The sequence below is a fragment of the Kurthia gibsonii genome (genome assembly GCF_006539985.1).
Classification (GTDB): Bacteria; Bacillota; Bacilli; order Bacillales_A; family Planococcaceae; genus Kurthia; species Kurthia gibsonii.
The window spans coordinates 39868-53821 of record NZ_BJOB01000016.1; the positions used below are offsets into that span (position 1 = coordinate 39868).

Annotated in this window: 13 protein-coding genes and 1 tRNA gene; 3 read left to right on the forward strand and 11 right to left on the reverse strand. The window is 36.7% G+C overall.

The genetic code is table 11. The features are described 5' to 3' along the window. Nucleotides 1-65: 65 nt before the first annotated feature. A complete protein-coding gene (locus KGI01_RS06940) occupies nt 66-2018 on the reverse strand; it encodes an acyltransferase family protein (protein ID WP_141274093.1) in 1953 nt (650 codons plus the stop codon). A 305-nt stretch (nt 2019-2323) separates the two neighbouring features. Here KGI01_RS06940 and KGI01_RS06945 point away from each other — a divergent pair, with 305 nt between their 5' ends. Next, nucleotides 2324-3421: an N-acetylmuramoyl-L-alanine amidase family protein gene (locus tag KGI01_RS06945; protein WP_141274094.1), complete on the forward strand. Its 1098-nt coding sequence runs from the start codon at nt 2324-2326 to the stop codon at nt 3419-3421. A gap of 97 nt (nt 3422-3518) precedes the next feature. Here KGI01_RS06945 and groL read toward each other — a convergent pair whose 3' ends face one another. Together groL and groES are read right to left on the reverse strand one after the other, a co-directional pair. Continuing rightward, nucleotides 3519-5147: a chaperonin GroEL gene (gene groL / locus KGI01_RS06950; protein ID WP_141274095.1), complete on the reverse strand. Its 1629-nt coding sequence runs from the start codon at nt 5145-5147 to the stop codon at nt 3519-3521. A gap of 53 nt (nt 5148-5200) precedes the next feature. Then, nucleotides 5201-5485 (reverse strand): co-chaperone GroES, encoded by a 285-nt coding sequence (gene groES, locus KGI01_RS06955; RefSeq protein ID WP_068450638.1) that lies wholly within the window; start codon nt 5483-5485, stop codon nt 5201-5203. A 216-nt stretch (nt 5486-5701) separates the two neighbouring features. Here groES and KGI01_RS06960 point away from each other — a divergent pair, with 216 nt between their 5' ends. Further along, on the forward strand, nt 5702-6433 hold the full coding sequence (locus KGI01_RS06960) for a CPBP family intramembrane glutamic endopeptidase (protein WP_141274096.1): 732 nt from the start codon (nt 5702-5704) through the stop codon (nt 6431-6433). Nucleotides 6434-6510: 77 nt separating this feature from the next. Here the strand turns inward: KGI01_RS06960 and tatC are convergent, their stop codons facing one another. The 3 genes from tatC to KGI01_RS06975 all read right to left on the reverse strand — a co-directional run bounded on the left by tatC (nt 6511) and on the right by KGI01_RS06975 (nt 8232). After that, nucleotides 6511-7263 (reverse strand): twin-arginine translocase subunit TatC, encoded by a 753-nt coding sequence (gene tatC, locus KGI01_RS06965; RefSeq protein WP_141274097.1) that lies wholly within the window; start codon nt 7261-7263, stop codon nt 6511-6513. A 12-nt stretch (nt 7264-7275) separates the two neighbouring features. Then, a complete protein-coding gene (locus KGI01_RS06970) occupies nt 7276-7503 on the reverse strand; it encodes a twin-arginine translocase TatA/TatE family subunit (RefSeq protein WP_068450632.1) in 228 nt (75 codons plus the stop codon). A 93-nt stretch (nt 7504-7596) separates the two neighbouring features. Continuing rightward, on the reverse strand, nt 7597-8232 hold the full coding sequence (locus tag KGI01_RS06975) for a redox-sensing transcriptional repressor Rex (RefSeq protein WP_068450630.1): 636 nt from the start codon (nt 8230-8232) through the stop codon (nt 7597-7599). 101 nt (nt 8233-8333) lie between these two features. Here KGI01_RS06975 and KGI01_RS06980 point away from each other — a divergent pair, with 101 nt between their 5' ends. Continuing rightward, a complete protein-coding gene (locus tag KGI01_RS06980; protein WP_141274098.1) occupies nt 8334-10277 on the forward strand; it encodes an ABC-F family ATP-binding cassette domain-containing protein in 1944 nt (647 codons plus the stop codon). Between the two features lie 378 nt (nt 10278-10655). Here the strand turns inward: KGI01_RS06980 and tsaD are convergent, their stop codons facing one another. The 5 genes from tsaD to KGI01_RS07005 all read right to left on the reverse strand — a co-directional run bounded on the left by tsaD (nt 10656) and on the right by KGI01_RS07005 (nt 13485). Continuing rightward, complete coding sequence (gene tsaD / locus KGI01_RS06985; RefSeq protein WP_141274099.1) at nt 10656-11681, reverse strand: tRNA (adenosine(37)-N6)-threonylcarbamoyltransferase complex transferase subunit TsaD; 1026 nt, start codon at nt 11679-11681, stop codon at nt 10656-10658. Further along, nucleotides 11681-12124 carry a ribosomal protein S18-alanine N-acetyltransferase gene (gene rimI, locus KGI01_RS06990; RefSeq protein WP_068450623.1) on the reverse strand — a complete coding sequence of 148 codons (444 nt, stop codon included), beginning with the start codon at nt 12122-12124 and terminating at the stop codon, nt 11681-11683. The genes tsaD and rimI overlap by 1 nt, the downstream gene beginning before the upstream one ends. Continuing rightward, entirely contained in the window at nt 12117-12827 is a 711-nt protein-coding gene (tsaB, locus tag KGI01_RS06995; RefSeq protein WP_141274100.1) for a tRNA (adenosine(37)-N6)-threonylcarbamoyltransferase complex dimerization subunit type 1 TsaB, read from the reverse strand. Before tsaB ends, rimI begins: the two co-directional genes overlap by 8 nt. Beyond that, on the reverse strand, nt 12824-13276 hold the full coding sequence (gene tsaE, locus KGI01_RS07000) for a tRNA (adenosine(37)-N6)-threonylcarbamoyltransferase complex ATPase subunit type 1 TsaE (protein ID WP_141274101.1): 453 nt from the start codon (nt 13274-13276) through the stop codon (nt 12824-12826). Before tsaE ends, tsaB begins: the two co-directional genes overlap by 4 nt. Before the next feature lie 132 nt (nt 13277-13408). Then, a tRNA-Asp gene (locus KGI01_RS07005) sits at nt 13409-13485 on the reverse strand. Nucleotides 13486-13954: the final 469 nt, after the last annotated feature.

Sequence of the window (13954 nt, forward strand, 5' to 3'; positions counted from 1 at the left end):
CTTCGGCATTTTCATATGCTGAAGCTCTTTTGCTTTTAGCTAGGATTTTGTTCTAGTCTCTTGTATTATTTTTTCTTTTTGTACTTTGCAATTTCATGAACTACTAAATTCGAATAGAATTTACCACCTTCAGGGTTCGGGTGGATATGGTCATTATAAAAGATTTGTGGTTTATTTTTAGATGCTTCATACCAATCAATCTCATGTACATTCTCATATTCTTTCGCTGCATTTCGAATCGTCTTATTCACACTATCTTGCCAACTACGACTCACGCGCACATTCATTAAGAATATTTGACGTTTTGATCCAAGTAATTCATAAATCTCTTCCCACTGCGCTTTTGTAAATGTACCATTCGAGCCCAAACCAATTAGTACCGTATCCGATACCTGTCCTTGATTCACCTTTGTACGCAATTTATCAATCGCTGCATCAACTTGTAATGCCACTGTCGCATCGACATCAATACGCGGTAAATCTGCTTGTAAAGCACTAGCAGCACTCAGCATAACAGAGTCACCCAATGCGGTAATCGGTGTATTAGCTAATGCAATCTTACCATTGGCGACATCCTTTTTATATTGCGCTTCTTTTTTCGCCTTTTCATCAGCTTTTGCTTTTTTCTCAGCTGCAGCTGCTTCTTTTGCTTCTTTTTTGGCTTTTGCAATGGCTTCTTCTTTTGCTTTTTTACGTTCTTCAGCGGTTTGCTCTTTTTTCGCTTTTTGCTGTTCTTCTTTTAACTTCTGCTCTTCTTTTAGATGTTGCTCCAGTTCATTCTCTTTAGAAGCTTGTGGAGCAGGTTCGACAATCATACCGTACGTGAAAACAATCGCAATTGCTGAAATAGCGAGCATTGTAAAGCGCTGTTTCATGTTTTGCTGTTTCCACTTCCACGACCATGTGCCGTTTCTAAAGACAGTCAACCAATTACGCCATTCCCCACGACGAATTGGATTTTCCACAAAACGATACGATAATGCTGATAAAATAAATGTTAAAACCAATGCTAATAGAATTTTCATACCGCTAATCTCATCTGTTTTAACTGCAATTCCTAATAATACAATGATTGGGAAGTGCCAAATATAAATACCATAAGAGCGTTCACCAATCCATAGTAACGGCTTAATACTAAAAATCTTCGCAATGGAATTAGCTGGATGTACAATAACAGCGATTAATACTGCCGTTACTGCCGAAGCCAAGTACATACCACCATAATATAAGAAGCTACCGTCTTCTTGTGTGAAAATCATTAAAATGATTAAAATCCCTAAACTGACCAAACCTGCGATATTCAATACTTTTTTCAAATCAGGTGTTACATTCGGACTCAATTTTGCACTTGGCCATACGAATGCTAATGCCGCGCCTAGTAAAATTGAAAAGGCACGTGTATCCGTCCCGAAATAAACACGACTTGGATCAGCATCTGGACTATACATGAATGCCATTGCCTCTGCTGAAATAAACGACAGTAAGACAATAAATATCGCAAGCTTTCCTTTTGAACGAATAAATGTTAACGCTAGTAACATTAAAATCGGCCATATAATATAGAATTGTTCTTCTACTGCAAGTGACCACATATGTTGCAGTGGTGAAGGCGGCGCAAACTTTGTAAAATATGAGTGATCTTGAAGTATGTAATACCAGTTACTCACATAGAAAAAAGCCGCAGCAACTTCTTCACGTAATCCTTCTAAGAAAGAACGCTGGAATAATGTAATCCACGTCACTAATGCAACTAACATTAATACAAGTGCTGGAATGAGCCTTCTAAATCGCTTAATCCAGAAACTCTTAAAATCTATTCTTCCATTCTTTTCGAATTCATTAATTAATAAATCTGTAATAAGATAACCTGACAATACGAAAAATACGGTTACACCGAGAAATCCACCATCAATTCCATCAATATGTAGATGATATAAAATAACAGCTAATACTGAAATAGCTCGTAATCCGTCCAATCCGCTAATATATCTGCGCTTTTGCTTTCCAGGACGCGGCATTGAAATACCTCCTAAATAATTGTTTCATCTCTCTATTTAATAAGACGTTTTATTTCTACATTAAGTTTTCTTTTTCATATTTTTATTGTAATTTCTATTCTAATAATAGCTTAAATTTATACATGCGTTAAGTTTTTTCATTCTTTGAATTAGCTATAAGATACGTTTTTTCAAAAATTAAAATCAATTATGCATCATCCGACTATTTCAGATATGTTACAAATAATACAACTTTATCACAATTCCCTTTTTTATACTATTTTATACATCATTAATATTATGATTAAGGAAATAGGAGGGAAATTATGCAATTTAAAAAGAAAAACATCATGTCATTCTTGCTCAGTATTTGTTTAGTTTTTACGATGTTCTTCTTACCTACTGAACAAGCTTCAGCAACATCTATCCAACTAAAAGTCGCAAATACAAATTCATTAAATCTTCGTATAGGTCCTAGTACAAAATATAAGGTTATAAAAAGACTAAAAAAAAATACAGTTGTCACACAAACTGCAAAAAAAGGTACATGGTCGAAAGTAAAAGTAGGTAAGACAACTGGTTATGTATCTTCCAAATACTTAACAAAAATTATACTCTCTACTAGTAGCACAAAGGTTGGCAAGTACTACTCCATCACTGCCGCTACACTTAACGTTAGAAAGACAAGTAGTGTTACGTCAAAAAAATTGGCTACTGTTCGCTTTGGCGATCAATTTAAAATTAAAGCCCAGGCTAAAAACGGTTGGTTTAAAATCGAGTACGCAAAAGAGAAAACAGGTTATGTCTCACATAAGTACGGTATTATTTCTACTTCCAAAGAGAACGCATATCCAGAAGGCACGATTTTTGGTCCATTAAGTGGTCGAACATTCGTCGTAGATGCAGGACATGGTGGCGCGCAAAAAGGTGCTTATTATTATGATATTGCTGAAAAAGATTTAAACTTAAAAGCTGCTAAAACTTTGCAACAACAACTTAAAAAAGATGGTGCGAAAGTCATTATGACACGCACAACGGATAAAACATTATCACTCGAAAAACGCGTACAAATTTCAAAATCTGCTAAACCAGATGCCTTTATTAGTGTTCATCACAATGTATATAACAAAAAAAGTGAGGAAGGCTATCTAGCTCTTTATACAAAAAAAGCTGAAAAGACATTTACGAAATACTTATTTAACGCATTAGATCGACCAGTTTCAGCTGTTTCAGACGTACCTGCAGAAGAATATCGCTATCAAAACTTACACGTTCTACGCGAAAACCCATACATCGGTACACTGTTAGAATACGGTTATATGAACCGAAAATCTGAACTAAAAAAGATTAATACAGATAGTTATCGTAAAGCAATGGCACAAGGTATTTCAACTGGTCTAATTAACTACTTTAAAAAGTATTAATAGTTAAAAAGACTTTAATTGTTTTCAAATACAAAAAAAGGAATCGCACATATTTAGGCGATTCCTTTTATTTGTGTAGTAATCGATTAAATTTCGATTACATCATTCCTGGCATGCCACCCATATCTGGCATTGCTGGTGCTGATGAGTTATCTGGAAGGTCTGCTACTACTGCTTCTGTTGTTAGGAATAGTGAAGCTACAGATGCAGCATTTTGAAGTGCTGAACGTGTAACTTTTGCTGGGTCTACGATACCTGCTTCAATCATGTTCACCCATTCACCGTTCGCTGCGTTGAAGCCTGTTCCAACTTCTTCACGTTTTAGACGATCTACGATGACAGAGCCTTCTAAACCTGCATTATTTGCAATTTGACGTACTGGTTCTTCTAATGCACGTAATACGATGCGTGCGCCTGTTGCTACGTCGCCTTCTGTACTATTCGCTACAGCTTCTACTGCTGCATGGATACTTACTAATGCAACACCACCACCAGCTACAATACCCTCTTCTACTGCTGCGCGTGTAGAGTTAAGAGCATCTTCAATACGTAGTTTGCGTTCTTTTAGTTCGATTTCAGTTGCTGCACCGACACGAATTACGGCAACACCGCCAGCTAATTTTGCTAAACGTTCTTGTAATTTTTCTTTATCGAATTCAGACGTTGCATCTTCGTATTGGTTACGAATGTTGGCAATTCGATATTCGATTGCTTCTTGTTGACCAGCACCTTCAACAATTGTTGTGTTGTCTTTTGTTACAACTACTTTTGCTGTGCGTCCAAGTTGGTCTACAGTTGTTTCTTTTAAATCTAAACCGATTTCTTCTGTGATCACTTGTGCACCTGTTAGAATCGCAATATCTTCTAACATCGCTTTACGACGATCACCGAAGCCTGGTGCTTTGACAGCCACTACGTTAAATGTACCACGTAATTTATTTAATACGAGTGTCGCAAGTGCCTCACCTTCAACATCTTCTGCAATAATTAACATTGGACGACCTTGTTGTACTACTTGTTCAAGTACAGGTAAGATTTCTTGAATGTTTGAGATTTTTTTATCTGTAATTAAGATATATGGATTGTCTAATACTGCTTCCATTTTATCTGTATCTGTTACCATGTAGTGTGATAAGTAACCGCGGTCGAATTGCATACCTTCTACAACTTCTAATTCTGTATTGAAACCTTTTGATTCTTCTAATGTAATAACACCATCATTACCTACACGTTCCATTGCTTCTGCGATTAATGAACCTACTTCATCATCTGCAGCTGAGATCGAAGCTACTTGTGCAATTGCTTCTTTGTTTTCAACTGGTTTTGAAATGTTTTTTAATTCTTTAATTGCTGCTTCAACTGCTAAGTCAATCCCTTTACGGATACCGACAGGGTTTGCACCAGCTGTTACGTTTTTTAAACCTTCTGTAATCATTGATTGTGCGAGTACTGTTGCAGTTGTTGTACCGTCACCAGCGATTTCATTTGTTTTTGAAGCTACTTCAGAAACTAATTTTGCGCCCATGTTTTCATATGGATCTTCTAGTTCAATTTCTTTTGCAATTGTGACACCGTCATTTGTAATAAGTGGTGCACCGAATGCTTTTTGTAATACAACATTACGTCCTTTTGGTCCTAATGTTACTTTTACTGTATTCGCTAATTTATCCACACCTGCTAACATTAAACTACGTGCATCTTCGCTAAATTTAATTTCTTTTGCCATTGTATAATTCCCTCCTAGAAAATCAATCCATTCGTTTATTTGTATATATTAGATTACTCTACAATTGCTAAAACGTCGCTCTCGCGTAGTATTAAATAGTCTTTACCTTCATATTTTACTTCCGTACCTGCGTATTGAGCATAAATTACTTGGTCGCCTGCTTTTACGCTTAACGGAACCACTGTACCACTATTTGTTACGATTCCAGAACCCACTGCAACAACTTTACCTTGTTGTGGTTTTTCTTTTGCAGAGTCGGGTAGTACGATACCGAATGCTGTTTTTTCTTCTACCTCTACTACCTCAATAATAATACGGTCACCTAATGGCTTTAACATGTTCTAATAACCTCCTAATTTCTATGCATCAATATTTTTTTGTTAGCACTCTTATATAACGAGTGCTAACTTACATTCTTAATAATAAGCACTCTCGATTTTTTTTGCAAGTCATAACATTTATTTTTTTATAAAAAAATGACTGATTTACATTTTCTTTTTACTTCAACTTATTGGTAGAATAGAGATACGAATATTTCCGGAAAGGATTTGCTTATGAAAACTAAAAAAACACCGCTCTATATATTAATTACATATATACTCATGCAACTATCACCTATCATCTTTTTAAAGCCGATTGCTTCTATTATTCAATGGTTGGAACCAAGTATCACCAATGATGAACTATCCGCACAAGCACGCAGTTGGACCATCTTCTTTACGTTCTTTCTCGGTACACTTGTAACGATTTTCTTCATCTTACGTGACAAAAACTTTTTCAAAAATGCTTTTGTTGGTGGTAAGCGTTTTTCTACTATGGGGGCGATTGGATGGGGCGTTTTAGGATTCTTCATGATTTTAATTGGCCAGTCTCTTGCTGGTTTAATCGAAACATCACTTGGCATTACACCTGGTTCTGAAAATACAGCACAACTTTCTGCAATGGCTAAAGCAGCCCCTATTGCCATCATCAGTATTGTATTTTTCGGACCATTCCTTGAAGAAGTCGTATTCCGTCGCGTCATTTTCGCATCGTTAAACCAAACAACGAACTTTTTCATCGCAGCGAGTGTCAGCGCCATTGTATTTGCAATCGTGCATATGGATTTTTCTCATATCATCATTTACGCAACTGTTGGGTTTATCACTGCTTTTCTCTATAACAAAACAAAGCGACTGCTCACCACGATTATTGCACATACGATGTTGAATGGTTTTGTTATTATCATGAATCTCAATTTAGACAAAATAGAAAAATACCTCGAAACACTAAAATCCATGCAATAAAAAGAGTCTCTTTTTTTTAGTGTTCGCAACAAAAAACTGGAATCGCACAACATTACGATTCCAGTTTTTCTTTTATATTATGCAGCTAGCTCCATTTCTCGCTGCTGCTCTGCTTTCAAATAACTTCTATAACCTATACGCGAAATCATGATACTGATTTCGTATAAAATACATAGTGGTAATGTGACAATCATGTGTGACACGATATCTGGAGGTGCGATGACTGCTGCTACACAGAGTAGTGCAAAGTATGCGTACTTCCTTACTTTTGACATGCCCATTGGCGTAATAATTCCGAGACGCGTCAAAAATAACATAATGATTGGCAACTGAAAAATCAATCCAAATGGTAATGTAATTTGCATTAAAAATTGGAAGTATTCATAGATTCCAATGGTCTGTTCAACATCCATTTCTCCTGCTAAACCCATCATCCATTTCAACAAATACGGACGTAACACTAAATACGAAAATACAATCCCTACAATGAACAATAGGAATGCATATGGAATATAGCGTAATGTCACTTTGCGTTCTTTTTCATAAAGTCCTGGGCTCACAAAACCCCATAACTGAAATAGAATAATCGGTGATGTCATAACAAGCGATAAAATAAAGATAACTTGTATGTAAACCTTCACTGGATCGGTAACACGAAAAGCATGCAATTGAAGCGATTTTGCTTCTTCAGTATGTTGTAAAAATTGTATGAGTGGTTGTGCTAAAAAGAAACTTCCAATAATCGCTAAAACAAAGAATCCTGCAACAATTAATAGCCTCTTTCGAAGTTCCTCTATATGTTCAACGACTGTTAGTTCTTCTTGTTCCATCAGATGAACACCCTACTTCGTCTCTTCGATTTTTTCGACAGCTTTTACTTCATTTGCGCTGTTTGTTTCAACTGTTTTTTGTTTTGTACTTTCAAAATCTTCGTCTGTTAAACCTTTTGTTGCAGATTTAAACTCACGGAGTGTAGAACCCATCGCTCTTCCTAGTTCAGGAAGTTTTTTGGGACCAAAAATAATGACAGCAACACCTGCAATAATCGCAATACTAGCTGGACCTACCATTACACACACCTCCTCAATTTGATAACTACATTCTACTCCACACTTCGTCATTTGTATATTATTCTTTCGGTCTACAAAACTGAATATTTAAGACTATTCTTCCACATTTCGAATAAAATAACTAAGCGTTTGCAATTCAATCGATAAATCAATTGTATGAACGCGGAATGTCTCAGGTACTTGCAGACGAACCGGTGTAAAATTCAACACACCTTTCGCACCCATCTGAATTAATCGATCTGTCATAAACTGTGCTGAACGTGCTGGTACAGTTAAAATAGGTAGTTCTGCTTTGAATTCTTCAAACTTCTCTTCCATCACATCTGGATGGAAAACAGGAACACCATTTACAAGCTGCCCTTCCATTGGATAATTTGTATCGAATGCTACAACAATTTTCATATTATGGTTCTTTTGAAAATTATACTTCAGTAAGGCATGACCTAAGTTACCAATACCGATTACTGCTACATTCATACGTTGATCTTGATCAAGGACGCCTCTAAAGAACACAAGTAATTTTTGTACATCATATCCGTAGCCTTTTTTACCAAGTGGTCCGAAATATGAAAAGTCACGACGAATCGTCGCTGAATCAATTTGCATGGCCTCACTTAACTCTTTTGATGAAATTCTATTCTTTCCTGCATCCGCAAAATTTTGGATGAAGCGATAATACAGCGGAAGTCTTTTCGTTGTGGCCTGCGGTATCCTATAATTCTCTTTCAAACATGTTTCCTCCTACGAATCTGGTTATACGATTTAGATAGATGACTATTGCACCAATGACAGCATTTCGTTACACTTAAGATTGAACTGAGGTGTCGAAAATGATTGTATTACAAGTCAATCAATTATATAAATCATATATTGCAGATGAAATTTTAAGTGGCGTTAAACTCGAAGTTCAACATCGGGATCGCGTCGCACTTGTTGGCCGAAACGGCGCAGGTAAATCTACTCTTTTAAAAATTATAGCAGGTCAACTCTCCTATGACTCTGGCGAGATTATTATGCCAAAAGGAATTAAACTTGGCTACTTAGACCAACATGCTGGTCTAGAATCTGATTTATCCATTTGGGATGAGATGATGACCGTATTTGAACCATTAAAACAACTCGAACAACAAATTCGTTCACTTGAGTTGCAGATGGCTGAACCTACGATTTATGAAAATGCAGAACGTTATCAAAAAATCACAGCTGAATATGACCAGCTACAACATGAATTTAAAGAACGTGGCGGCTTCCAATATGAAGCGGATACACGCTCTGTTCTACATGGTATGCAGTTTTATCCTGATTCCTATGAACAGTCTATATCTTCATTATCTGGTGGTCAACGTACAAGACTGGCTCTAGCAAAATTACTTTTAACAAAGCCCGAATTACTTATTCTGGATGAGCCGACCAACCACCTGGATATCGAAACATTAAACTGGCTTGAAAATTATCTAAAAAACTATGACGGCGCTATCCTTATCGTATCACATGACCGCTATTTCTTGGACCAAGTTGTGTCTATTGTTTATGAAGTTTCTCGTCATCATGTCACAAAGTTCACAGGTAACTATTCAAGTTACTTAGATCAAAAAGCAAAGAACTATGAACGTGACCTGAAACTCTATGAAAAACAAATGGACGAAAAGTCAAAACTCGAAACATTTGTTCAAAAGAACTTAGCGCGTGCATCAACTACGAAGATGGCACAATCTCGTCGTAAAGTTTTAGAGAAAACCGAGTGGATGGATTCTCCTGATGGCGATGAAAAATCAGCTACTTTTACATTCGATATCGAAAAGCAAAGTGGTAATGATGTGTTATCCGTTGATGATCTTACAATCGGTTATGGACAAACGCCAGTTTCTGAACATATTAACATGCGTGCCTATCGAAAAGACCGTATCGCCCTTGTTGGTCCAAACGGTGTCGGAAAATCTACGTTATTAAAAACGATTATAAAAGATTTACCTGCTCTATCCGGTGATATTCGTTATGGTACGAATGTACAACTAGGCTATTACGATCAGGATTTAGCAAAACTCTCTACGAATCGTACAGTACTACGTGAGATTTGGGATGAATGGCCACTAATGAATGAAAAAGATGTTCGTACTGTTCTTGGACGTTTCCTTTTTTCAGGAGAAGACGTAAATAAAATTGTACACGATTTATCAGGTGGCGAAAAAGCACGTTTAACGCTCGCAAAACTCATGCTTGAGAAAAATAATGTACTGATTTTAGATGAGCCGACCAACCATCTTGATTTAGATAGTAAAGAAGTATTGGAAAATGCACTAATTGATTTCCCGGGTACGCTCATCTTCGTATCACATGACCGTTACTTCATCAATCGCATTGCAACAAAAGTTGTCGAGTTATCGAATGAAGGTTCTTTTGAATACTTAGGTGATTATGATTACTATGTAGAGAAAAAAGAAGAGCTAGCTGAAATCGCAGCTGAAAAAGAAGCTGCTCTTGTAAAAACAAAGCCAATCGTTCAAAAAGAAATACCTACATCGAATCAAGCCATCGACAAAGAAACGAAGAAAAAAGAACGTAAAATTCAACGTCAAATTGAAGATATTGAACAGATTATGAGCGACCTTGAAATAGCCATTGCAAAACTAGAAGAAGAGCTATGTGATCCCGATGTATTTTCAAATCATGAAAAAGCATTAATCATTCAAACACAATTAGATGAAGAAAAAGTGAAACATGAAGAACACGAGTTACAGTGGCTCGCTTTACAAGAAGAATTAGAGCAATTATAAATATAAAAAAGAAGGTGTCTTTTCCAAATGGAAACTTGATACCTTCTTTATTTTTTATTACAATAATATCTTGTGACGAATCTAGATTTTTGCACTAATTGCTTTTCTAACAAAGCAACTACATACTACCTACAATTTCCATCTATCCACTGAAATTGTGTATAACTTGTAAAAATCTCCACAAAGTTATGCACAGGTAAGATGCTTATATAATCTGAATCCACAGAACTTGTCCACACTACCCACAGAATTTTCTGAATTTATCCACAAATAACTGTGTAAAACTCAAGCAATTTACAAATTCTTCTTCTCACATTTACACACCATTAAAAAAGCGATTTTCCCATTTCTCATGAGAAAACCGCTACTATTTCATCATTATTTACGATTCCACGATACTAATTCCATACCTGGACGGCCATTTAGACTCCAGTCACTACGGACACCCATTTTAAACATTTCTGTACCCGCTGCTGCAATCATTGCGGCGTTATCTGTACATAATGGTAATGGCGGTACATAGAATGGAATTCCTTCTTCTTTAAATACTTTTTCTAAAGAAGCACGTAATCCTTTATTCGCTGCAACACCACCTGCTGCAATGACTTGTTTTACTTGATATTCTTTTGCAGCACGCAACGTTTTAGCTGTTAATACCTCTACAACACTATCTTGGAAGCCTTTCGCTACATGATATCGATTAACTTCTTCACCACGCTGAATTGCATTGTGTTGATAATTAATCACTGCTGATTTTAAACCACTAAAACTAAAATCATATGAGTCTGCTTCTAACCAGACACGCGGGAAGTTGACTGCGCCGTCACTTTCATGCGCCATCTGATCAATTTTCGGTCCACCTGGATATGAAATATTCAATACACGCGCTACCTTATCATATGCTTCACCTGCTGCATCATCACGTGTTTCACCGATTAATTCGAATGAGCCATGTTCTTTCATCAATACAAGCTCCGTATGACCACCTGATACAACTAAAGCAAGCAATGGGAACTCCATCGGCTGTACAAGATGGTTCGCATAGATGTGACCTGCGATATGATGCGTACCGATTAATGGCAACTGATGTGCAAATGCAAAGGCTTTCGCTGCATTAATGCCAATTAGTAATGCGCCTACAAGTCCTGGACCTTCTGTTACACATACTGCATCTAAGTCTGATGGCTGTACACCCGCTTTAGTTAAAGCTTCTTCAATAACGAGCGTCACATTTTCGACGTGATGACGTGAAGCAATCTCTGGTACGACACCGCCAAAACGTTTATGACTTTCAATTTGAGATGCCACAACATTCGAAACAATCTCTGTTCCGTTCTTAATAATGGCTGCGGCTGTTTCATCACAACTACTTTCAATACCTAATACATAAAGATCTTTTTCCATTATAAATTCACCCACATGACAAGAGCATCCTCTTGATTATCTGTATAGTATCCTTTACGAATACCACCTTCTTGAAAACCTAATTTACGATATAAATTTTGCGCGACTTCGTTTGTCACACGTACTTCTAAACTCATGACAACAACATTTAAAGATTTTGCATAGGCAATGGCTTCACGCATCAATGCTTCCCCAATGCCTTTTCCTCGTCCTTCTGGTAATACAGCGACATTTGTAATCTGGCTCTCATCTAATACGACCCACATGCCACAAAAACCAATAACCTTTTCTTCCTCATTTACAGCAACAAAATAATGTGCTTGTGGATTCTTCTCCATCTCATAATAAAATGAATCTAATGTCCACGGAGTCGGAAATGCAATTTGTTCAATATGATGAACAGCCGGTACATCTTCTACGGTCATTAAACGATATTTAATCATGCTGTTTGGCCTTCTGTTCTTTAATCCAGTTAGCTTCAGCTTCTGCAATTCGTTTATATGTTGGTACAAATGCATGTACAGTTTCAGCAGCTGGTAATGGCTGTTGTTCTGCTAAATAGATTAATTGACTAGCACTCGGTAAATTAAACGGATATGGTGCACGTAAAGCACGTTCTCCTAAGCGTTCAGCTATTTTTTCATAAAAGACTTCAACATCATGACCAACAAATAAGATGGGCTGATTTAATGCGTCTAATTGATTTAATAATTGTTCTAATTCATAATGTCCATCTTCAATAATAACTTCCAATGAATCCTTACTACTATATGCACCTGCATACACATTTTGTCTTCTAGCATCTACAAGCGAGCAAATCACATGCGGGAAGTATGGTACATTTGCAGCCAATATCTTTAAACTCGATACACCTACGATTGGGATATTTAATGTCCACGCCAATGTTTTGGCAATCGTAACGCCAATTCGTACACCTGTATAAGAGCCTGGCCCCTCACTCACTGCAATGGCATCTAAATCAGCAGGTTTCATTTTTGTATGTGCAAATAAACGATCAATTGCTGGCATCGCACCACCAGAATGATTCAATTTTATATTTGCGACTTCTTCCGCAATTACTTGACCGTCTTTTACAAGTGCAATCGCAAGCGGTGTATTTGCTGTATCAATTCCTAACCAGATCATCTCATAATCTCCTTACATAATAGCGTATAACGCTCGCCAATTGGCGTTAATATAAATAAACGTTGATTCTCATCGATTCGCTTAATCGTAATGTCTAAACGCTCTGCTGGTAAGTCTGGCTCGATTAATTGTGCCCATTCTACAACTGTCGCCGCATCACCATAAAAAATCTCATCCCAACCTAAGTCTTCATCGCTATCTGCTAAGCGATATACATCTAAATGGTTGAAAGGGATACGTCCTTCATATTGCTTCATAATTGTAAATGTCGGACTATTAACGTGGCGTTTCACACCTAATCCTTTAGCCAAAAATTGTGTAAAAGTTGTTTTTCCAGCCCCTAGATCTCCTTCAAGCGTTAAAACATCTTGAGGCTGTAATCGTGTCGCTATTTTTTCTGCTAATTGCTGCGTTTCTTCAAGTGATTGAATCGGTATTTCAATTGTCATGTATTTCGTCCTCTCACAACATACTTATCTATCTATTCTATCGAAAATTCTATATTTCTTCAAAGTGAATGTATTCGTTTTTAAACAAAAAAAATAACACAGCACCATCTGCTGTGTTTACATAAATATAAATGGCGGTCCGGACGGGACTCGAACCCGCGACCTCCTGCGTGACAGGCAGGCATTCTAACCAGCTGAACTACCGGACCATTTCTTCTATGATATTATTCTAACATATCTTCTATGTCATTGCAAGCTTTTTAAAAATCTTTTTAAAGCTCACTTTGTGTCGTTTTCTCTCTTCTCGACTTCTTTATTCTAATATAAGTATGAGTTGTTTGCAATAGTTTTTTTCTAAAAAAACTTAATTATTTTTTAACCTTCACTTTATTATATTTATAAAATGAAAAAAAGAATTGTATTAGATAATTAGAACGAGTGATCCATTTTCGATTTCCAATGTCCCGTTTACTCAGATGAATGTTCTAAACTACAGTGCAAGTGGCTCGTTTCGAAGATTCAATGTTCGATTTCACATTAGAATAGTCAGCTCAAGTCTCTTTTACTAATTAAAAGTCTTGCAAAAAGTAAAATTATGCTCAAAATCGATATTCTGCGCTGCTAAATACCACAGCATTTCCTCTTTAAATCTTTTCAGGGTTTCCCCCTTTTTAGAAC

What these genes read in the sequence shown, in the direction of transcription:
- groES (WP_068450638.1), bottom strand. Translation starts at nt 5,485, where the DNA reads ATGTTAAAGCCATTAGGTGACCGTATTATTATTGAGGTAGTAGAGGTA.
- groL (WP_141274095.1), bottom strand. Translation starts at nt 5,147, where the DNA reads ATGGCAAAAGAAATTAAATTTAGCGAAGATGCACGTAGTTTAATGTTA.
- KGI01_RS06980 (WP_141274098.1), top strand. Translation starts at nt 8,334, where the DNA reads ATGATTGTATTACAAGTCAATCAATTATATAAATCATATATTGCAGAT.
- KGI01_RS06940 (WP_141274093.1), bottom strand. Translation starts at nt 2,018, where the DNA reads ATGCCGCGTCCTGGAAAGCAAAAGCGCAGATATATTAGCGGATTGGAC.
- KGI01_RS06970 (WP_068450632.1), bottom strand. Translation starts at nt 7,503, where the DNA reads ATGGTAGGTCCAGCTAGTATTGCGATTATTGCAGGTGTTGCTGTCATT.
- KGI01_RS06945 (WP_141274094.1), top strand. Translation starts at nt 2,324, where the DNA reads ATGCAATTTAAAAAGAAAAACATCATGTCATTCTTGCTCAGTATTTGT.
- rimI (WP_068450623.1), bottom strand. Translation starts at nt 12,124, where the DNA reads ATGATTAAATATCGTTTAATGACCGTAGAAGATGTACCGGCTGTTCAT.
- tsaB (WP_141274100.1), bottom strand. Translation starts at nt 12,827, where the DNA reads ATGATCTGGTTAGGAATTGATACAGCAAATACACCGCTTGCGATTGCA.
- tsaE (WP_141274101.1), bottom strand. Translation starts at nt 13,276, where the DNA reads ATGACAATTGAAATACCGATTCAATCACTTGAAGAAACGCAGCAATTA.
- tatC (WP_141274097.1), bottom strand. Translation starts at nt 7,263, where the DNA reads ATGGAACAAGAAGAACTAACAGTCGTTGAACATATAGAGGAACTTCGA.
- tsaD (WP_141274099.1), bottom strand. Translation starts at nt 11,681, where the DNA reads ATGGAAAAAGATCTTTATGTATTAGGTATTGAAAGTAGTTGTGATGAA.
- KGI01_RS06960 (WP_141274096.1), top strand. Translation starts at nt 5,702, where the DNA reads ATGAAAACTAAAAAAACACCGCTCTATATATTAATTACATATATACTC.